Source organism: Streptomyces sp. NPDC041205, assembly GCF_055591765.1.
Map to the genome: position 1 here is coordinate 12,747 of NZ_JBVIZH010000006.1, position 19,935 is coordinate 32,681.

Sequence of the window (19,935 nt, forward strand, 5' to 3'; positions counted from 1 at the left end):
CCATGACGGACAGCTCCGAGAAATTCGTCGCCGCAATCGACCAGGGCACCACCTCGAGCCGCTGCATCATCTTCAACAGGGACGGCGCGATCGTCGCCGTGGACCAGCGCGAGCACCGGCAGATCTTCCCCAAGCCCGGCTGGGTGGAGCACGACGCCACCGAGATCTGGTCCAAGGTGCAGGCGGTCGTCGCGGGCGCCATCGCCAAGGCCGGGCTGCGCGCGGACCAGCTGAGCGCGCTCGGCATCACCAACCAGCGCGAGACGACGGTCCTGTGGGACCGCTCCACGGGCAAGCCGGTCCACAACGCGATCGTCTGGCAGGACACCCGGACATCGGCGCTCTGCAACGAACTGGGGGGCACCGACGGCCAGGACCGCTTCCGGGAGCGGACGGGACTGCCGCTGGCGAGCTACTTCTCCGGGCCGAAGGCGGCCTGGCTGCTCGACAACGTCCCCGGGCTGCGGGCCCGCGCCGAGCGCGGCGACATCGCCTTCGGCACCATCGACTCCTGGCTCATCTGGAACCTCACCGGCGGCACCGACGGCGGTGTGCACGTCACCGACGTCACCAACGCCGGACGCACGATGCTGATGAACCTGGAGACCCTGCAGTGGGACTCCTCGATCCTGTCGGCGATGAACGTCCCCGAGGGGGTCCTGCCGGAGATCAGGTCGTCGGCCGAGTGCTACGGGACGGCCGTCGGGCAGCTCGCGGGCGTGCCCGTCGCCTCCGCGCTCGGCGACCAGCAGGCGGCGATCTTCGGACAGGCCTGCTACGACACCGGGACGGCCAAGAACACCTACGGGACAGGCAGCTTCCTGCTCCTCAACACCGGCAACCGACCCGTGCCGTCCAAGAGCGGCCTGCTCACGACCATGGGCTACAAGATCGGCTCCGAGGCTCCCGTGTACTGCCTGGAGGGCTCCATCGCGATCACCGGGGCCCTGGTGCAGTGGTTCCGCGACCAGCTCGGCATCATCCGCAGCGCCGACGAGATCGAGTCGCTGGCCGCGAGCGTGGACGACAACGGCGGCGCGTACATCGTGCCCGCGTTCTCCGGCCTCTTCGCGCCGTACTGGCGCTCCGACGCGCGCGGTGTCGTCACCGGCCTCACGCGCTACGTCACCAAGGCCCATCTGGCGCGTGCGGTCCTGGAGGCGACGAGCTGGCAGACCCGTGAAGTCGTCGACGCGATGTACCAGGACTCCGGGGTGCGCATCACCACCTTGAAGGTGGACGGCGGCATGACCAAGAACAATCTGCTGATGCAGCACCAGGCAGACGTCCTCGGTGTGCCCGTGATCCGGCCGCGGGTGTCCGAGACGACGTGCCTGGGCGCCGCGTACGCCGCCGGGCTCGCCACGGGCGTGTGGAACGACCTGGACGAGCTGAAGGCCCACTGGCAGCGCGACGCCGAGTGGACGCCGCAGATGGCGGACACGGAGCGCGAGCGCGAGTACCGCAACTGGCGCAAGGCGGTCGAGCGCAGCTTCGGGTGGCTCGACGACGGCGAGGGCTGAGCCGCTTGCCGCGCGGCCGAGGCCCTCGCCCCGGCCGAGGCACACGCGGCAGGCACGCGCGCGTGGAGCGCCGCACGGCCCTCCACGCGCGCGTGGCCGGTGCGCGGTCGTCGTATCAGGTCGCGACCGGCTGCCTGGCCGCCGCCCCGACCGCCATCGCGTGCTCCACCACGTCGATCAGGACATCCTTCACGGACTCCTTCTCGCGCGCGTCGCACAGCACCACGGGAGTGCTCTCGTCGAGGTCCAGGGCGTGGCGTACCGCGTCGGACGGGTAACGCGTCGCGCCTTCGAAGCAGTTGACGCCGACGACGAAGGGTATGGAGCGGCGCTCGAAGTAGTCGACGGCGGCGAAGCAGTCCTCCAGGCGGCGGGTGTCGGCGAGCACGACGGCCCCGAGCGCACCGGTCGCCAGCTCGTCCCACAGGAACCAGAAACGGTCCTGGCCCGGGGTGCCGAAGAGATACAGGACCAGGTCCTCGCGCAGGGTGATCCGGCCGAAGTCCATGGCCACGGTGGTGGTGTTCTTGCCCGGGACGCCGTTGGTGTCGTCGACGGGCCGGCCGGCCTCGCTGAGGGCTTCCTCCGTGCGCAGGGGCTTGATCTCGCTGACCGCGCCGACGAGGGTCGTCTTGCCGACGCCGAAACCGCCCGCGACCAGGATCTTCAGCGTGACCGGCTCGACAGGGGCCGTACCGCGCTCAGAACGCTTGAAGATCATTGCTCTCTTCTCCTGCATCAGTCATCAGTGGTGTCGCGTGCGTCAGTTGGGGTGAGGTGATTCGGGAGCGGCCGGTGGGCCGGACGGTGCGTGGGACGGCGAGCCGTACCCTCCGCCCCCGGGAGTTTCGATCACGAGTACGTCGCCGGGGCCCGCGTCGGCGGAGTCGCTGCCGGCGAGCCGTACGACGCTGCCGTCGGCGCGCTCCACGCGGCCCGCGCCGAGCGCGCCCGGCTCGCCGCCCGCCATCCCGTAGGGCGGCACCACGCGGTGCTGGGACAGCGTGGAGACGGTCATGGGCTCGCGGAAGCGGATGCGGCGTACGGCGCCGTTCCCGCCACGCCAGCGGCCGTCGCCTCCGCTGCCGGCACGCACCGCGAACTCCTCCAGGACGACGGGTAGACGCCATTCGAGGACTTCGGGGTCGGTGAGCCGGGAGTTGGTCATGTGGGTCTGCACGACGGACGCGCCGTGGAAACCGTCGCCCGCGCCGGAGCCTGAGGCCACGGTCTCGTAGTACTGGTACCGGTCGTTGCCGAAGGTGACGTTGTTCATGGTGCCGGAGCCCTCGGCCTGGACGCGCAGCGCTCCGTAGAGGGCGCCGGTGATCGCCTGTGAGGTCTCCACGTTGCCCGCGACGACGGCGGCGGGCGGTCGCGGCGACAGGAAGGTCCCCGTCGGCACGATGATGCGCAGCGGCCGCAGACAGCCGTCGTTGAGGGGGATGTCGTCGGCGACCAGGGTGCGGAAGACGTACAGGACGGCGGCGTTGACCACGGCGAAGGGGGCGTTGAAGTTGGTGGCCAGCTGGGGTGACGTGCCGGTGAAGTCGACGGCCGCCGTTCGTTGTTCGCGGTCTACGGAGACGCGCACCCGGATCACGGCACCGGAATCGGTCTCATAGGAGAACGCGCCTTCCTCCAGGGTGTCGATGACGCGGCGTACGGAGTCCTCGGCGTTGTCCTGGACGTGCCGCATGTAGGCCTGGACGACGTCGAGCCCGAAGTCGTCGATCATGCGGGCCACTTCGTCGACGCCCTTCTGGTTGGCCGCGATCTGGGCCCGCAGGTCGGCGAGGTTCGTGGCGGGGTTGCGGGAGGGGTAGCGGGTCTCCGTCAGCAGGGCCAGGGTCTCGGCCTCGCGGAAGCGTCCGGCCTCCACGAGCAGCCAGTTGTCGAAGAGGATGCCCTCCTCGTCGATGGTGCGGCTGTGCGCGGGCATGGAGCCGGGCGCGATGCCGCCGATCTCCGCGTGGTGGCCGCGCGAGGCCACGTAGAAGAGGATCCGCTCTCCGGGGGTGTCGAAGACGGGGGTGATGACGGTGACGTCCGGGAGGTGCGTCCCTCCGTGGTAAGGGTCGTTGACCGCGTAGGCGTCGCCCGGCCGCATGGTGGTGCCGCGGCGGCGGATGACCTCCTTGACGCTGGTGCCCATGGAGCCGAGGTGGACGGGGATGTGCGGGGCGTTGGCGACGAGATTGCCGTCCGGGTCGAACAGGGCGCAGGAGAAGTCGAGCCGCTCCTTGATGTTGACCGACTGGGCGGTGGACTCCAGGCGGGCGCCCATCTGCTCGGCGATGGACATGAAGAGGTTGTTGAAGACTTCGAGGAGGACCGGGTCGGCCTCCGTTCCGGCGTCGGAACTCGCGGGCGCCGCCACCCGTTCCATGACCAGGTGCCCGTCGTCGGTCATGGCCGCGCCCCAGCCCGCGTCGACGACCGTGGTGGCACTGGCCTCCGTGATGATCGCGGGTCCGGTGACCCGCTCGCCTGGAGGGAGTTCCTCGCGCCGGTGCAGGGGCACCTCGCGCCAGGAGCCGCCCGTGTGCAGGCGCACGGTCCGCGCGGGGCCGCGCACGGTGGTGGCGCCGAGCACCGACAGGTCCGGGGGTTCGGTGCGGCCGGTGGCCTCCACGGAGAGGGCTTCGACGACGACGGGACGGTCCAGGGTGAAGGAGTAGGTGGCGCGGTGCTGTTCCTCGAAAGCGCGGGTCATGGCGGCGGGGTCGGTCAGCTCGACAGTGAGAGCGGTGTCCGTGCCGTCGTAGCGCAGGTGGGCCCGGCGCCTGACGTGCACGCGGTCGGCCGGCACGTCCTCGGCGGTGAGCTGGGCGCGGGCGGCGGTCTCCAGGTCGTCGGCCGTCTTGTGGACCTGGGGCATCGCGGAGGCCTCCAGGGGCGCCTCCACGGACTGTTCACGCATGGCCGTCGTGTCGGCGAGGCCGATGCCGAGCGCGGACAGGACGCCCGCCATGGGAGGTACGAGGACGGTGCGGATGCCGAGCGAGTCGGCCACCATGCACGCGTGCTGGCCCCCCGCGCCGCCGAACGTCGTCAGGGCGTAGCGCGTGACGTCGTGGCCCTTCTGGACCGAGATGCGCTTGACGGCGGCGGCGATGTTGGCGACGGCGATCTGGAGGTAGCCCTCGGCGACCTGCTCCGGGGTGCGGTCGTCCCCGGTCCGCTCGGTGATCTCCCGCGCGAGTTCGGTGAACCTGCGGCGCACCAGCGCGTCGTCGAGCGGCTGGTCGCCGTCGGGGCCGAACACCCGGGGGAAGTGGGCCGCTTGGATGCGGCCGAGGGCGACGTTGGCGTCGGTGACGGTCAGCGGGCCGCCGCCGCGGTAGCTCGCGGGCCCCGGGTCCGCGCCCGCCGAGTCGGGGCCCACGCGGTAGCGGCTGCCGTCGAAGTGCAGCACGGAGCCGCCGCCCGCGGCGACGGTGTGGATGTCGAGCATGGGGGCACGCAGTCGTACGCCCGCGATCTGCGTCGTGAAGACCCGCTCGTACTCCCCGGCGTAGTGCGAGACGTCCGTCGACGTGCCGCCCATGTCGAAGCCGATGACCCGGTCGAACCCGGCGAGCTTCGACATGCGGGCCATCCCCACGATGCCGCCGGCGGGCCCGGAGAGGATGGCGTCCTTGCCGCGGAACTGTCCGGCGTCCGCGAGCCCGCCGTTGGACTGCATGAACATCAGCCGCACGCCCTGGAGTTCGGCGGCGACGTGCTGGACGTAGCGCCGCAGGACGGGCGACAGATAGGCGTCGACGACCGCGGTGTCGCCGCGCGGGACGAGCTTCATCAGGGGGCTGACCTCGCTGGAGAGCGAGACCTGCGGGAATCCGGTGCGGCGCGCGAGGTCACCGGCCGCCTGCTCGTGGGCCGGGTAGAGATGGCTGTGCACGCACACGACGGCGACGGCGCGGATGCCGTCGTCATGGGCCTGCCGCAGGGCTTCGGCGAGGCCGTCGAGGTCGGGGGCGCGCAGGACCTCGCCGTCGGCGCCGACCCGCTCGTCGTACTCGATGACGCGATCGTATAGCTCTTCGGGGAGAACGATGTCACGGGCAAAGATCTGCGGGCGGTTCTGGAAGGCGATGCGCAGCGCGTCGCGGAAGCCCCGGGTGATGACGAGGGCGGTGGGCTCGCCCTTGCGCTCCAGGAGGGCGTTGGTGGCGACGGTGGTGCCCATGCGGACGGCGTCGATGCGTACGTCGCCGACTCCGCGCGCGGTGTCGGCGGCCGGGACGCCCGCCTCGGCGAGGAGTTCACGGATGCCCGCGACCGCCGCGTCGGCATAGCGCGCCGGATTGTCCGACAGGAGCTTGTGGGTGAGCAGTCCGCCGTCCGGGCGGCGCGCGACGACGTCCGTGAACGTACCGCCCCTGTCGACCCAGAACTGCCAGCCTGTCACGTCTCAATCCCCGCTTTCGCGCTGTTCAGAGCGCCCGGAGGCCGTTGATCACGTCGCGCAGAATACTCTCGTCCGGCAGCTCGGCGGGGGGTACGGGGCGGGTCACGTGCACCAGTTGGTCGTCCACCAGATCACCGATGAGCACGCGGATCACGCCGATCGGAAGATCCAGTTCCGCCGCGAGTTCCGCGACGGACTGCGGGGTGTCGCGGCACAGGCCGACGATGTCCACATGCTCCGGGGACAGCGTCTGGTCGGCCTCCGTCTCCTCGGCGTGCGACTCCGCGATCACGACCGCGATCAGGTCGAGGCGGTGCTGGGCGGGGCTGGTGGTGCGGCCCCGAGTCATGGCATACGGGCGCACCACCGGACCGGCGTCGTCGTCGAACCAGTGAGGCATAGCGGCCTGACCGTCGTCGTCGCTCATGCCCTCCCACTACCCTCCCGTGGGCAGGTCGGTGCGTGGCGCCGAACCCAAGTGCACACCCACCCTCTTGACCAGCAGCGTCATCTCGTACGCCACCAGGCCGACGTCGGAATCGGCGTCCGCGAGGACGGCGAGACAGCTGCCGTCACCCGCCGCCGTGACGAAGAGGAAGGCGTCGTCCAGCTCGACCACCGTCTGGCGGACCCTGCCCGCGTCGAAGTGACGCCCCACGCCCTTGGCCAGGCTGTGGAATCCGGACGCGACGGCGGCAAGGTGCTCGCTGTCCTCTCGGGTCAGGTTCTTCGACACGCCCGTGGGCAGGCCGTCCCCGGAGAGCACGAGTGCTTTGCGGATGCTGGCGACGCGCTCCACCAAGTCGTCGAGGAGCCAGTTCAGCTCTCCCGATCCCCCGGTCGCGGTGGTGCGTGCGTCGGCCTTCGGTGCGGTCATCGACCGTCCCCCTCAGATGTCGTTCCTGGTGCTGCGCCGTCCGGGACGTCATCGCCCACGGCGTTCTCTTCACGGCCGCGCTGCCAGCCGCGCTGGAGCGAAGCCATCCGGCTGCGTACCTCGTCGGCGTCGCGCTCCTCCGCTCCGGCCCTCGCCGGGGTCGTGTCCAGCTCTGTGCGGCGGTCCGGGCTGTCCTTCAGCTGGGGGGCGAGATTCGCCTGCCTGACCCTGCGGGGCAGCCCGCCGAGGGCGGCCGCACTCTGATCGTTGCCCGCCGTCCGGGGCGGCGTGTCCGTGCTGCCTGCGGCCCGGTCCATGGGTCCTCTGTCCGTCCTTGCCGCCCGGTCCGCACCGGGCGCTGTCTCGGTGCGGGTGGTGGCGCGCGGCGCGCCCGTGATCGGGCGGCGCCGGGGCAGGAGCGGCTGCGGGTCGGCCGGGGTGTCCGGGCCGAGGGGGCGCGGCGGAGTGAGGTCGGGCCAGCCCGCGTCCGGCCTGGGGCGGCGCGGCAGGTCGACGCCCGTGCCGCCGGAGGGGTCCGTGGTGTCCCGGGGGGCGCGCGCCGGGGTGCCGAGCCCGTCCCTTACGCGCTTGTCTAGTGCCCCGCGCGCGGGGCCGACGTCGGACCGGGTGTCTGTGGGCGCCTGCCCCATGGGCCGGGAGTCCCGGGCGGGGCCGCGGCCGGGCCATCCGGCGCCGGTGTCGCGGCGGGCGCGGGCGCCGTCGCTGTCCGGGTCTGCGGTGTCGGTGTCGCGGGTGAGGGCGGGGCCGACGTCCGTGTCACGGGTGCGGGCCGGGCCCACACGGCGGCCGTGCGAGGAGACCAGCTTCGGTGTGCGGCGGCGCGCCAGGGGTACGGTGCCGCCCGGCGCGGGCTCGTCGTCCAGAGGCTCATCGGGGTGCAGGGCGTCGTGGCCGACGGAGTCGGCGACACGGACGGGCTCGCCGAGGTCGGGCTCGCGCGCGTCGCGGGCCTGCTGGTGCTGTTCCCCGGCGGTCTCGCCGACGCGGCGGCGCGGGCGGAACAGGCCGCCGCGCTCGCTGTCCTCGTCCTCCAGGGCGCCCGGGAAGCCGTCGAGTCCTGCCATGCCGACGGGCGCCTCCAGCTCGACCGGCCCGTCCAGGAGGGACGCGGGCAGGCCGGGCAGTTCGACGGGCGTCTGGGCGAGGGCGGCATCGCGGTCGTTCGCGGTGCCGCCGCCCACGGACTTCTGCGGCTGCGGCCGGTCGAGGCGGAAGCCGACGCCTCCGGTGTCGGGCACGTCGTCGGTGAGCAGCGACTCCGGTACGAACACGACGGCGGTGGTGCCGCCGTACGGGGAGGGCTGCAGCGAGACGCGGACGCGCTGGCGCTGGGCCAGGCGGCTGACCACGAAGAGGCCGAGGCGGTCGGTGTCGGACAGCTCGAACTCGGGGGTCTCGGCGAGGCGGAGGTTGGCGTCCAAGAGGGCTTCGGAGGCCATGCCGAGGCCGCGGTCGTGGATCTCCAGGGTGAAGCCGTTGGCGACGTGCTCCCCGAGGACCTGCACCGCGGTGTGCGGGGGCGAGAACACCGTGGCGTTCTCCAGGAGTTCGGCCAGCAGGTGCGTGAGGTCGGCGACCGCGGGGCCGGTGACGGCGATGCGCGGCAGGCGGCGCACCTCGATGCGTTCGTAGTCCTCGACCTCGGCGACGGCGGCGCGGACGACGTCCATGAGCTGGACGGGCTTGCGCCACTGCCGCGAGGGAGCGGCGCCGGAGAGGATCACGAGGCCCTCGGCGTGCCGCCGCATGCGGGTGGTGAGGTGGTCGAGGCGGAAGAGGTCGGCGAGCTCGTCGGTGTCCTCGGTGCGGCGCTCCATCGTGTCGAGGAGCGTGAGCTGCTTGTGCAGCAGGACCTGGCTGCGGCGGGCGAGGTTGACGAACACCTCGGAGACACCGCGGCGCAGGTCGGCCTGCTTGACGGTGGCCTCGACCGCGGCGCGCTGCAGGGTGTTGAGGGCCTGGCCGACCTGCCCGATCTCGTCCTTGTCGTAGGTCAGGCGCGGTGCTTCGGTCTCCACGTCGACCTGCTCGCCCGCCGCGAGACGGCGCAGCAGTCCGGGCAGCCGCACGCCGGACGCCTCGTGGGCCTCCAGGCGCAGCCGGCGAAGGTCGCGGATGAGGCTGCGGCCGATGCGTACGGAAAGGAAGATGGACAGGAGCACGGCGACCAGCCCGAGCACTCCGGCGATGGCCAGTTGCACGATGACGCTGATGGCCTGGGGGCGGGCGCGGTCGCGGAGCCGGTCGACCGCGTCGTCGGTCCGGTCGGCGAGGCCGGTGAGGACCTTGTCCGACTCGCGGTCCCAGTCGCTGGACGTGACCGCGCGAGGGGTGCCTCCGCCGGATTCCATCAGGGACTGCTCGGCGTCGCGCAGACGGCTCGTCTCGACGCCGTTCCAGTAGCGCTCGAAGCGGGCCCGCTCGCTGTCGGGGAGCTGGGTGAGGCTGTTGTCGAGGAGCAGACCGCGCTGCGCCACGAGGTCGGAGACCTGGCGGACCTCGCCCTTGGTGACGGTGCCCGCGACCAGGGCGGAACCGATCAACGCGTCCTCACGGGACAGCAGTTCACGAGCCTGGCCGACACCGACGAGCGCACGGCCCTCCGCGGTGACGCCCACGTCGTCCAGGGCGTTGAGCGTCATCAGGAAGCCGAAGCAGGGGTCGGTCAGGCGCGTGTACATCTTCAACGCCTTGTCCCGGCTGATCGTGCCTTCCTCGACCGTACGGCGCAGCGCGTCGAGCCCCTTGAAGGCGTCCAGGGCGACGCTCAGGCGCTCCTCGGACTGGCCGTCCAGGACCTCACGGGCGTCGGAGTTCCGGGCCTTGGACTCGATCTTGGCGACGAGCTTGTCGGTGGCCCCTCGGCTGCGGCGCAGCGCGGCGAGCGCGTCCGACGCACGGGGGTCGGCCAGATAGACGAGGGTCTGGCGCCGCTCCTCCTGCACCACTTCGACGGTGTCCTGGAGCGGTTTGGCCAGGTCGTCGAGGATGTACGCCGTGTCGATGAGCTTGTTCGCCTCGCGCCCGGTGAGGAAGGTGGCAAAGCCCCAGATCGCCGTGAGGGACACGAGCGGCACGAGCAGCAATGCCACGATCTTCCGGCGGATTGACTTCCCGCGAAAGCGCATGGCCTCCCCCAGATCGGGCCCCTCACAGCCGCGTGTTCGGCCAGGGGCACGCATGTGCGTCAACAAACGGCGCGAGCCTACTACTGAGACACGCGCAACTCGAAGGCACATCCGGACGCTTTTCAGCCGTGACGCGAAAGGTGCATCCATAGTTGTCCGCCCATTGGGGGAGATTGTCTCCCGCATGCGGCACACGCCAGAGGACCCCATCACCCTTACCAGCAGGCCCAGTTGGCCTGAACTGTTCGCTGCGTGGAACCGATCGCACCGGATCGGGATCTCTCATGCGGGGGGATCTGTCGTCGGGGGCGGGAATCTTCCGCGGCGCCCATTCGTCGATCAGTACGAGAGCGGGTGCGAGCGGGGGCTGAGTAGTGCGGGCGCCGGACGGTGCGAGGCGCGAGGGTCAGGCAGGGGCGACAGGAGCGGGGACGGCGAACGGCTGCACGGCCGGGCCCTGGCGGCCCGACGTAAAGCAGCGTAAAACGGGCAGCAGGCGGAGAGTCGGACATGAGAGCTCTCGATCAGCCGGCCGCGAGGCACGGGCAGGGCAGCGGTCGGCGCAGAGGCAGGACATCGGGGGGAGTGACGAGTTGATGGGTACGACGGAACGCCAGCGGACGTCGGCGAACAGGACGTCCGAGAAGTCCGCGAGCGCCGAAGCGGCGGACAAGAACAAGGAGTCGGCGGGGCGGTGGGCGACGGGGGCGGCCTCCACCACGGGGCTCGCGGAGAGAACGGATGGCGACTCTCGGGACGGCGGGACAAGAGTGGCCGAGGGGCGCGGGGAGTCAGGGGCTTCGGGCCGGCGTGCCGGAGCCAAGGCTCTGGGCCGGCGTGCGGAGTCGAAGGCCACGGATCGGCGTACGGCGTCGCGGGCCGCGGATCGGCCTGCGGGGTCCGGGAGTTCGGGCGGGCGGGAGTACGCGGACGGCCGCGACTCCGAGGAGGCATCGGAGCAGTGGGGGCACTTCGAGGCCCCGGACGACGGTGAGTACGCGGAGCGGCGGCCCCTGTGGGTCGACGAGCCCGCGCGTCGGCCGCGACTGCCCGACCCGGTGCGCAGGGCGGCCGTGCGGGCCGTGCTGATTGTGTCCTTGACGCTCATCCAGGCGATGACGGCCTTCTTCTGCGCGATGGCCGAGTCCTGGCTGGCCTTCCCCATGGTGTTGAGCAGCGTGGCCAGCACGGTCGTGGCGACGTGGGGCGTGTGCGACGTCTGGGTGACCCGCCAGGTGTGGAACCAGCGCAACGGCGTGGTCTCGATGCCCAGCAGCACGGCACGCAGGCTCCGGCGTGAGCGGCGTCGCGCCCGCCGCCAGGCGCGCGTGGCCGCCCGCGCCAAGGAGGGCATACGCAGCCGGGGCGGACAGGGGCAGCTGTCGCACTCCTGAGCGCCGCTGGGTCGGCGGGTCGGCGGGTCGGCGGGTCGGCGGGTCGGCGGGTCGGCGGGTCGGCGGGTCGGCGGGTCGGCGGGTCGGCGGGTCGGCGACAACGGTCGGGGACTGTGGGTGGTTGTCGGGGCCGGGGTCAGGCAGCGGCTGCCTGACGGGCCCGCAGCTCCCGTCGCGTCCTCATGAACGGGCGAGGACAGTTGACCGCCAGCGCGGCCGTCACCCGGCCCGCCCGTTCGTACAGCGCGAGGAAACCGCCTTCGTCCGGACTGCCTTCCGCGATACGTACGGTGGCGTCGGCGGGGCGGTGTCCGGCGAACTGGATACGGGAGCCGTACTGGTCGGACCAGAAGTACGGCAGCGCGGCGACGGACTCCACGGTCCGGGCGGCGAGCAAGTTGCGGACGGCGACGCGGGGTTGCTCCGTCGCACTCGTCCAGTGTTCGGCGCGGACGCCGCCGACGCGGGCCACGTCTCCCACGGCGACCACCTGCGGGAGAGCGGTGACGCAGCCGTCGTCGCACAGGACGCCGTCGCCCACCGCGAGCGACGTGCCGGAGAGCCAACCGGTGTTGGGGGTGGCGCCGATACCGACGACGACCACGTCGGCGGGGAGGATGCGGCCGTCGGACAGCTCGACTGCGGTGACGCGGCCGGAGGTGTCGGGGTGGCCGGAGGCGTCAGGACGGCCAGAGGCGTCGGGGCTGGAGCTTCCGGGCCGGGGGTTCCCCGGGGCGACGGCACCGGACAGGTCGGTACTGGACAGGTCGGCGGCGCCGGACGGGTCGGCGGGGGCCATGCGGTGCAGGCCCGCCACACCCGTTCCGGTGAGCAGCCGGGCGCCGCCCTGTCGGTGCAGGTCGGCACAGAACAGGGCCATGTCCGGGCCGAGTTGGGGAATCAGGGGCAGCGGGGCGGCCTCGACGACGGTCACGTCATGGCCGAGGGCGACGCACGATGACGCGGTCTCCGCGCCGATGAAGCCACCGCCGATCACCACGACGCGGCGCGGGCCCCGGGTCAGGTCGGCGCGCAGGGCGCGGGCGTCGGCGAGCGTCCGTAGGGTGTGGACCCCTGCGGGCTGTGGGCCCGGCAGGCGGCGGGCCGACGCTCCGGTCGCGACGACCACGCCGTCGGTGACGACCATGCGGCCGTCGTCGAGGAGGACGGCGCGGCCGTGCTGATCGAGGCCGGTCGCGTGGCCGCCGAGCAGCCATTCGGCGGCCAGGTCCGCGAGCTCTTCGGGGTCGGTGAGGGCGAGTTGGTCTTCTGGGGCGGATTCGTACGCTGTGTGGGCGGCGGCGCCGGTGAGGGAGGCCGCGCCGCCGGTCGTGGGGCCAGACTTCACGCCCGCGCCGGTGCCGATGCCGGTACCCCTGGCGCTGTCCGTGACAGTGGTCGTGGTGGTGGTCGTGGCCGCGTCCGTGAGGAACGACTTGGAGAGGGGTGGGCGGTCGTACGGCAGGTGGGGCTCGGCGCCGACGATCACGAGGCGGCCGTCGAAGCCCTGGGCGCGCAGTTCGCGCGCCGCGTAGAGCCCGGCGAGGGAGGCACCTACGACGGTGACGGTGTTCATGCGGCGGATCCCTCACCGGTCAGCGAGCCTCGCCCGGGCCCGGAGGCGGCGAGGGAGGCGGGGGCGGACAAGGAGGCAGCGGCCGTGAGGGGAGCGGAGGCCGGGACGGGGGTCGCGGTCGGGTCGGTCAGGTGGACATGGATGGTTCCGTCGACCACGCTCACGCGGTGGGTGCGCACCGGGCGGCGGGCCGGCAGGCACGTCGGCTCTCCGGTCCGGAGATCGAATGAGGCGGCGTGCAGCGGGCATTCGACCAGACAGCCCTCCAGCCAGCCCTCGGAGAGGGAGGCGTCCTGGTGACTGCAGGTGTCGTCGACGGCGTACAGCGCGCCGTCGGCGTTGAACACCGCGACGGGGGGTGTGGTGTCGAGACGGACGGACTCGCCCGCAGGGAGGTCTTCAAGGCGGCAGACGGGAATCACGGGCCCTCCTCTGGATCTGTCAGCCCGGTCCGGGACCGTTCGGGCCAAGGACTCTTCGGTAGCATGAAGTTTCATATGGCGCACCAGAGAGCGCTATGCGCAACAGAATCCGGTGGGATGCCCATCGCGTCAAGGGGCTCCCTGGGACGCGGCTCCGAGAGGCCGCCGAGTGGTGAGAGTTGAGATATGACCCGCACGCGGAAACAGCCTGGCCAGAACGAGGAGCCGCAGCAGGGAGCAGCCCAGGAGGAGCGCCGGGAAGGGCGCGCGGAGGAACCCGACAAGCCCCGAGGGGCGCGCGAGCCGCAGGCCAAGGCTCCCGCTGGTTCCGTGCAGTCCGTGGACCGCGCGGTGAGCGTCCTCGAGATCCTCGCCCGGCACGGCGAGGCCGGGGTCACGGAGATCGCCGACGAGCTGGGGGTGCACAAGTCGACGGCGTTCCGGCTGCTCGGCGTGCTGGAGAACCGAGGTCTTGTCGGGCAGGCGAAGGACCGCGGCAAGTACTTCCTCGGCGCGGGCGTCCTGCGCCTCGCCGGGGCGGCGGCCGTGCGGATGGACATCTCCCAGGAGGGCGGCCCGGTCTGCCGCGAACTGGCGGACGAGCTGGGCGAGACGGTCAACATCGCGGTCCTCGACGACGACGCCGCGGTCAACATCATGCAGGCCCGCGGCCCCGCGTCCGTGACCGCCCAGAACTGGCTCGGCCGACGCACCCCGCTGCACGCCACCTCCAGCGGGAAGGTCCTGCTCGCGCACCTGCCGACGACCCTGCGCGAGGGCCAGATCGCCCGCACACTGCCCCGTATCACCGAGCACACCGTGACCGGGACGGTGGCGCTGCGCCGCGAACTGGAGGCCGTCGTCCAGCAGGGTTTCGCGATCGCCGTGGAGGAGCTCGAGGTCGGGCTCGCCGCCGTGGCGGCCCCGGTGCGGGCCCACGACGGCAAGGTCATCGGGGCGCTGAGCGCCTCCGGGCCGGTGTATCGGCTGACGGAGGACCGGCTCACCGAACTGGCCAAGCGCACGGTCGCGGCGGCGGTGGAGCTGTCGCGCCGGATGGGCTACGGGTTCTGACGGCCTCGGGGGCTAGGGGCGCGCAGGAGCGCGGCCCGCCCCCGGCCGCCCTGCGTTCCGCCGCACGCCCTGCCCGTCCTCCTTGCCGCCCCCGTCGTGCCGCCCCTCCTCGGGGCTCGGGCGCCACACCCCCCCTTGCACCGCACCGCCGCGTCCCGCGTCGCCGCACCCGCACCAAGCCGCCGCGGCCGCGTGACCTCGCCGAACGGCCCTCCACCAGCGCGCCGAACAACCCACCCGCGACCTCGCCGGAGGTCTGCCCGGCGCCCCGCCGGACGGCCTGCCACACCTCACCGAGCCGCCCCGCAGCCGCACCCCGGCAGGACCGCCCACGGCCTGCCCTCAGCTCACCGATCGGGCACCGAACCCCAGGCCCCCCCGGGCCACACGCCCCCGAACCCCCACACCCCCAGCACGCGGAATCAGACCTTCCCGACCCCGCACGCGCCCTCCGCCGGACCCGTTTCGCGACACCCATAGCGTTTTGCCGAGGGTTCACTCCGGCCCCTTGACGGCTCCTTGATGTCGCTCTCACGATGTCTCTCATAGCGCAACCGATCGTGGAGTACGCAACAAGACGACCCAAAGTCGAGGAGCCTGGCCGTGCCACACGAGGTCCGTGGCGTCGTCGCCGCGAAGAAGGGCGCACCCGTCGAGGTGCAGACGATCGTCGTGCCGGATCCCGGACCGGGAGAGGTACTTGTCTCCGTGCAGGCCTGCGGGGTCTGCCACACCGATCTGCACTACCGGGAAGGCGCGATCTCCGACGACTTCCCGTTCCTGCTCGGCCACGAGGCCGCCGGTACCGTCGAGGCGGTCGGCGCCGACGCCGGGGGTCTGGTACCCGGCGACTACGTGGTCATCGCCTGGCGCGCCCCCTGCGGAACCTGCCGGTCCTGCCTGCGCGGACGTCCCTGGTACTGCTTCGACTCCCGCAACGCGGCACAACCCATGACCCTGCTCGACGGCACTCCCCTCAGCGCCGCGCTCGGCATCGGCGCCTTCGCCGAGAAGACGCTCGTCGCCGCGGGCCAGGCCGTGAAGGTGGACCCGGCGGCCCGGCCGGAGGCGGCGGGACTGATCGGCTGCGGCGTGATGGCCGGGTACGGGGCCGCCGTGAACACGGGGAACGTGGGCCGTGGCGACACGGTCGCCGTCATCGGCTGCGGCGGCGTCGGCTGCGCCGCGATCGCCGGAGCCTCGCTCGCCGGAGCCCGGCGCGTGATCGCCGTCGACATCGACGACGCCAAACTCGACGGGGCCACCCGCTTCGGCGCCACGCACACGGTCAACTCGCGGGGCACCGACCCTGTCGAGGCGGTGCGCGGCCTCACGGGCGGCTTCGGCGTCGACGTCGCCATCGACGCGGTCGGGGTCCCTGAAACGTACAAACAGGCCTTCTACATGCGCGACCACGCGGGCGCGCTCGTCCAGGTCGGCGTGCCCGACCCGGAGATGGCCGTCGAACTGCCGCTGATCGACCTGTTCTCGCGCGGCGGCGCGCTCAAGTCCTCGTGGTACGGCGACTGTCTGCCCACGCGGGACTTCCCCCTGCTCGTCGACCAGTACCTCAGCCGCAGGCTCGACCTCGGCGCCTTCGTGACGGAGAAGATCGCCCTCGACGAGGTCGAGGAGGCGTTCGCCAGGATGCAGCGCGGCGAGGTGCTGCGATCGGTGGTGGTCCTGTGACCGGCGTACGACCCGACCCGCACTCCCCCGAAGTGCGCGATGACACCCCGAGCCAAAGCGACACCTCCACCCACGCGCCAGCTCCAGCGCAAGCGCCAGCCACGACACCCGCACCCGCACCCGCACCCGCACCCAGCGAAAGCGAAACGCCCACCCCCCAAGTCGTCATCATCGGCGCCGGAATCGTCGGCTGCTCCCTCGCCGACGAGTTGACCGCCCGGGGCTGGACCGACGTCACCGTCCTCGAACAGGGGCCGCTGCCCACCCCGGGCGGCTCCACCTCGCACGCGCCCGGTCTCGTCTTCCAGACCAGCCCGTCCAAGACGCTCAGCGAGTTCGCCGCCTACACCGTGCGGAAGTTCGGCAAGCTCACCGTGGACGGGCTCTCCTGCTTCAACCCGGTCGGCGGCCTGGAGCTGGCCACCACTCCGGAACGCTGGGCGGACCTGCACCGCAAGGCGGGCCTCGCCGCGTCCTGGGGCATTCGCGCCGAACTGGTCGACGCCGCGCGCTGCAAGGAGCTGTGGCCGCTGCTCGACACCGGCCAGGTGCTCGGCGGCCTGCACACCCCCGACGACGGCCTCGCCCGCGCCGTGCTCGCCTGCCGTGCGCAGCTCGACCGGGCGACCCGCCGGGGCGCCCGCTTCCTGGAGCGGCACACGGTCACCGGCATCGAGCGCGCGGAGGGCCGCGTCACCGCCGTCGTCACCGACCGCGGCACCTTCCCCGCCGACCACGTCGTGTCAGCCGCGGGCTTCTGGGGGCCGGTGATCGGCCGGATGGCGGGCGTCGACGTACCGCTGCAGCCGCTCGCCCACCAGTACGCCCGGACCCGCCCCCTGCCGGAGCTCGCGGGCCGCAACGACCCACGGACCGAGGCGTCGCGGCCCATCCTCCGCTTCCAGGACCGCGACCTGTACTTCCGTGAGCACACGGACCGCGTCGGGATCGGCTCGTACGCCCATCGCCCGCTGCCCGTGGACCCGTTCGCCGTGCCCGCGTACGACGACGCGACGGCCCGCGGTCTGGCCATGCCGTCCTCGTGCCCCTTCACCGAGGAGGACTTCGCGCCGAGCTGGCAGGACTGCTGCGGGCTGCTGCCCGCGCTCAAGGAGTCGGCCGTCGAGGAGGGCTTCAACGGTGTCTTCTCCTTCACGCCGGACGGGATGCCGCTGCTCGGTGAGGTCCCGGTGCTGCGGGGCTTCTGGCTCGCCGAGGCCGTATGGGTCACGCACTCCGCGGGCGTGGCGAAGGCCGTCGCCGAGTGGATGGTCGACGGCAGGCCCGCCGTCGACGTGCACGACTGCGACCTGACCCGCTTCGAGGACGCCCAGCGCTCCCCCGCCTACGTCGCCGAGCGCGGCGCCCGGCAGTTCGTCGAGGTGTACGACGTCATCCACCCGCATCAGCCCGTGGACGAGCCGCGCCCCTTGCGTGTCAGCCCCTTCTACGCACGCCAGCAGGAGCTGGGCGCGATCTTCCTGGAGGGCGGCGGCTGGGAGCGGCCCCACTGGTACGAGGCCAACACCGCGCTCGCCGCCGACGTGGACGTGCCCGAGCGGGACGGCTGGTCCAGCCGGTACTGGTCGCCGGTCGCCGCCGCCGAGGCGCGCGCCACCCGCGAGCGGGTCGCGCTGTACGACATGACGCCGCTGCGCCGCCTGGAGGTCACCGGCCCCGGGGCCCTCGGCTTCCTTCAGCGCATGACCACCAACAACCTTCGCAAGAAGCCCGGTTCGGTCACCTACACCCTCCTTCTCGACGATGCGGGCGGCATCCGCTCCGACCTGACCGTGGCACGGCTCGCCCCCAGCCGCTTCCAGGTCGGCGCCAACTCCCCCGCCGATCTCATCTGGCTACAGTCGCACGCACCCGACGACGTGCACATCAGGGAGATCACCCAGGGGACGTGCTGCGTCGGCGTCTGGGGTCCGCTGGCCCGCGCCCTCGTCCAGCCGCTGACCCGCGACGACTTCTCGCACGAGGCCTTCGGCTACTTCAAGGCGCGCGAGACCCACCTCGGCCACGTCCCGGTGACGGCGCTGCGCCTGAGCTACGTGGGCGAGCTGGGCTGGGAGCTGTACACCAGCGCCGACCTCGGCCTGCGCCTGTGGGACACGCTGTGGGAGGCGGGGCGGGACCTCGGGGTCGTCGCCGCCGGGCGCAGCGCCTTCAACAGCCTGCGCCTGGAGAAGGGCTACCGCGCCTGGGGCCAGGACATGACCGCCGAACACGACCCCTACGAGGCGGGCGTCGGCTTCGCCGTCCGCATGGACAAGGGCGACTTCATGGGGCGCGCGGCGCTGGAGCGGCGCGGCCCCCTCACCCGCAGGCTCACCGCGCTCCTCCTGGACGACCCGGCCGCCGTCGTCCTCGGCAAGGAGCCGGTGTACGCGGCCCCGGGCGACGCCGCGCCCGCCGGATACGTCACCAGCGCCGCGTACGGCTACACGCTGGGCCGCTGCGTCGCGTACGCCTGGCTGCCGCCGCTGGCCGCGGGGGCGAGCACGCACATCGAGTACTTCGGCGAGAAGGTCTCCGCGACCGTCACCGACGAACCGCTCTTCGACCCCGAGATGACCCGGATCCGGAGGTGACCGTCATGTCTCCCACCACCCCCACCTACGACGTGATCGTGATCGGCCTGGGCGGCATGGGCAGCGCCGCCGCCCACCATCTGTCCGCGCGCGGAGCCCGCGTCCTCGGTCTGGAGAAGTTCGGTCCCGTGCACCAGCGGGGCTCCAGCCACGGCGGTTCCCGGGTCACGCGGCAGTCGTACTTCGAGGACCCCGCGTACGTACCGCTGCTGCTGCGCGCGTACGAGCTCTACGAAAAGCTCGAACAGGACACCGGCCGTGACATCGCCACCCTGTGCGGCGGCGTGATGGTCGGCAGCCCGGACGGGCGGGTGGTCTCCGGGGCGCGGCTCTCCGCCGAGACCTGGGGGCTTCCGCACGAGATGCTGGACGCCCGGGAGATCCGCCGCCGCTTCCCGACACTCACACCGCGCGACGACGAAGTGGCGCTCTACGAAGAGCGCGCGGGTCTCGTCCGGCCGGAGAACACAGTCGCCGCGCATCTGCAGCTCGCCACCCGCCAGGGCGCGGACCTGCACTTCGAGGAACCGGTGACGCGCTGGGAACCGTACCGGGACGGGGTGCGCGTGCACACGGCCGAGGACACGTACACGGCGGGCCAGTTGGTGATCTGTCCGGGCGCGTGGGCGCCGGGGCTGCTCGCGGACCTGGGGGTGCCGTTCACCATCGAGCGGCAGATCATGTACTGGTTCCAGCCGACGGGCGGGGTCGGTCCGTTCTTGCCGGAGCACCATCCGATCTACGTGTGGGAGGACCGGGCGGGCGTCCAGGTGTACGGCTTCCCCTCGATCGACGGCCCCGACCTCGGGGTGAAGGTCGCGTTCTTCCGCAACGGCAGTGTGTGCACTCCGGAGACCATCGACCGCACGGTCCATCCGCACGAGGTCGCGGCGATGGCCGAGCACATGGAACGGCACATACCGCTGCTCCCGGGGCGCCTGTTGAAGGCCTCCACCTGTATGTACACGACGACGCCCGACGAGCACTTCGTCATCACGCGCCATCCGGCGCACCCGGAGTCGGTGACAGTGGCCTGTGGCTTCTCCGGGCACGGCTTCAAGTTCGTGCCGGTGGTCGGCGAGATCGTCGCCGACCTGGCACTCGACGGCACCACGGAGCACCCCATCGAGCTGTTCGACCCCCGCCGGATCACGGGCCCGCTGGATGCGGCGCCCGCCACGGCGCCGGTCTGACCGAACCCGCGCCCTGCGGGGCGCACG

At 72.3% G+C, this 19,935-nt stretch carries 13 protein-coding genes; 6 read left to right on the forward strand and 7 right to left on the reverse strand.

Translation table 11 applies throughout. The features are described 5' to 3' along the window. Nucleotides 1-2 precede the first annotated feature (2 nt). Complete coding sequence (gene glpK, locus ACZ6BG_RS25170; protein ID WP_469005320.1) at nt 3-1,523, forward strand: glycerol kinase GlpK; 1,521 nt, start codon at nt 3-5, stop codon at nt 1,521-1,523. 115 nt (nt 1,524-1,638) lie between these two features. On the opposite strand, the gene ACZ6BG_RS25175 is transcribed toward glpK, so the two are convergent. The 5 genes from ACZ6BG_RS25175 to ACZ6BG_RS25195 are packed head-to-tail and all read right to left on the reverse strand — an operon-like array spanning nt 1,639 to nt 9,963. Continuing rightward, on the reverse strand, nt 1,639-2,244 hold the full coding sequence (locus ACZ6BG_RS25175) for a GTP-binding protein (protein WP_468453445.1): 606 nt from the start codon (nt 2,242-2,244) through the stop codon (nt 1,639-1,641). 42 nt (nt 2,245-2,286) lie between these two features. Then, the gene (locus tag ACZ6BG_RS25180; RefSeq protein WP_469005322.1) at nt 2,287-5,937 is read right to left on the reverse strand and encodes a hydantoinase B/oxoprolinase family protein; all 3,651 of its coding nucleotides are present in this window, start codon (nt 5,935-5,937) and stop codon (nt 2,287-2,289) included. Between the two features lie 25 nt (nt 5,938-5,962). Next, entirely contained in the window at nt 5,963-6,364 is a 402-nt protein-coding gene (locus ACZ6BG_RS25185) for a DUF742 domain-containing protein (protein WP_030360376.1), read from the reverse strand. Nucleotides 6,365-6,373: 9 nt separating this feature from the next. After that, the gene (locus ACZ6BG_RS25190) at nt 6,374-6,814 is read right to left on the reverse strand and encodes a roadblock/LC7 domain-containing protein (RefSeq protein WP_469005326.1); all 441 of its coding nucleotides are present in this window, start codon (nt 6,812-6,814) and stop codon (nt 6,374-6,376) included. Next, nucleotides 6,811-9,963, reverse strand: coding sequence for a sensor histidine kinase (locus ACZ6BG_RS25195; RefSeq protein ID WP_469005329.1), 3,153 nt, complete (start codon nt 9,961-9,963; stop codon nt 6,811-6,813). The genes ACZ6BG_RS25190 and ACZ6BG_RS25195 overlap by 4 nt, the downstream gene beginning before the upstream one ends. 770 nt (nt 9,964-10,733) lie before the next feature. Between ACZ6BG_RS25195 and ACZ6BG_RS25200 the strand changes: the two genes are divergently transcribed. Then, the gene (locus ACZ6BG_RS25200; protein WP_469006178.1) at nt 10,734-11,357 is read left to right on the forward strand and encodes a hypothetical protein; all 624 of its coding nucleotides are present in this window, start codon (nt 10,734-10,736) and stop codon (nt 11,355-11,357) included. 136 nt (nt 11,358-11,493) lie between these two features. Here ACZ6BG_RS25200 and ACZ6BG_RS25205 read toward each other — a convergent pair whose 3' ends face one another. Both ACZ6BG_RS25205 and ACZ6BG_RS25210 read right to left on the reverse strand, forming a co-directional pair. Continuing rightward, nucleotides 11,494-12,933, reverse strand: a complete 1,440-nt coding sequence (locus tag ACZ6BG_RS25205; protein ID WP_469005331.1) for an NAD(P)/FAD-dependent oxidoreductase — start codon at nt 12,931-12,933, stop codon at nt 11,494-11,496. Continuing rightward, a complete protein-coding gene (locus tag ACZ6BG_RS25210; RefSeq protein ID WP_469005334.1) occupies nt 12,930-13,355 on the reverse strand; it encodes a bifunctional 3-phenylpropionate/cinnamic acid dioxygenase ferredoxin subunit in 426 nt (141 codons plus the stop codon). Before ACZ6BG_RS25210 ends, ACZ6BG_RS25205 begins: the two co-directional genes overlap by 4 nt. 330 nt (nt 13,356-13,685) lie before the next feature. Between ACZ6BG_RS25210 and ACZ6BG_RS25215 the strand changes: the two genes are divergently transcribed. From ACZ6BG_RS25215 to solA, 4 genes are all read left to right on the forward strand, one after another. Then, nucleotides 13,686-14,429: an IclR family transcriptional regulator gene (locus ACZ6BG_RS25215; protein ID WP_469006180.1), complete on the forward strand. Its 744-nt coding sequence runs from the start codon at nt 13,686-13,688 to the stop codon at nt 14,427-14,429. A gap of 603 nt (nt 14,430-15,032) precedes the next feature. Further along, the gene (locus ACZ6BG_RS25220) at nt 15,033-16,118 is read left to right on the forward strand and encodes an S-(hydroxymethyl)mycothiol dehydrogenase (protein WP_469005337.1); all 1,086 of its coding nucleotides are present in this window, start codon (nt 15,033-15,035) and stop codon (nt 16,116-16,118) included. A 167-nt stretch (nt 16,119-16,285) separates the two neighbouring features. Further along, on the forward strand, nt 16,286-18,715 hold the full coding sequence (locus tag ACZ6BG_RS25225; protein WP_469006182.1) for a GcvT family protein: 2,430 nt from the start codon (nt 16,286-16,288) through the stop codon (nt 18,713-18,715). A 5-nt stretch (nt 18,716-18,720) separates the two neighbouring features. Next, nucleotides 18,721-19,908, forward strand: coding sequence for an N-methyl-L-tryptophan oxidase (gene solA, locus ACZ6BG_RS25230; protein WP_469005339.1), 1,188 nt, complete (start codon nt 18,721-18,723; stop codon nt 19,906-19,908). The last annotated feature ends 27 nt before the right edge of the window (nt 19,909-19,935 follow it).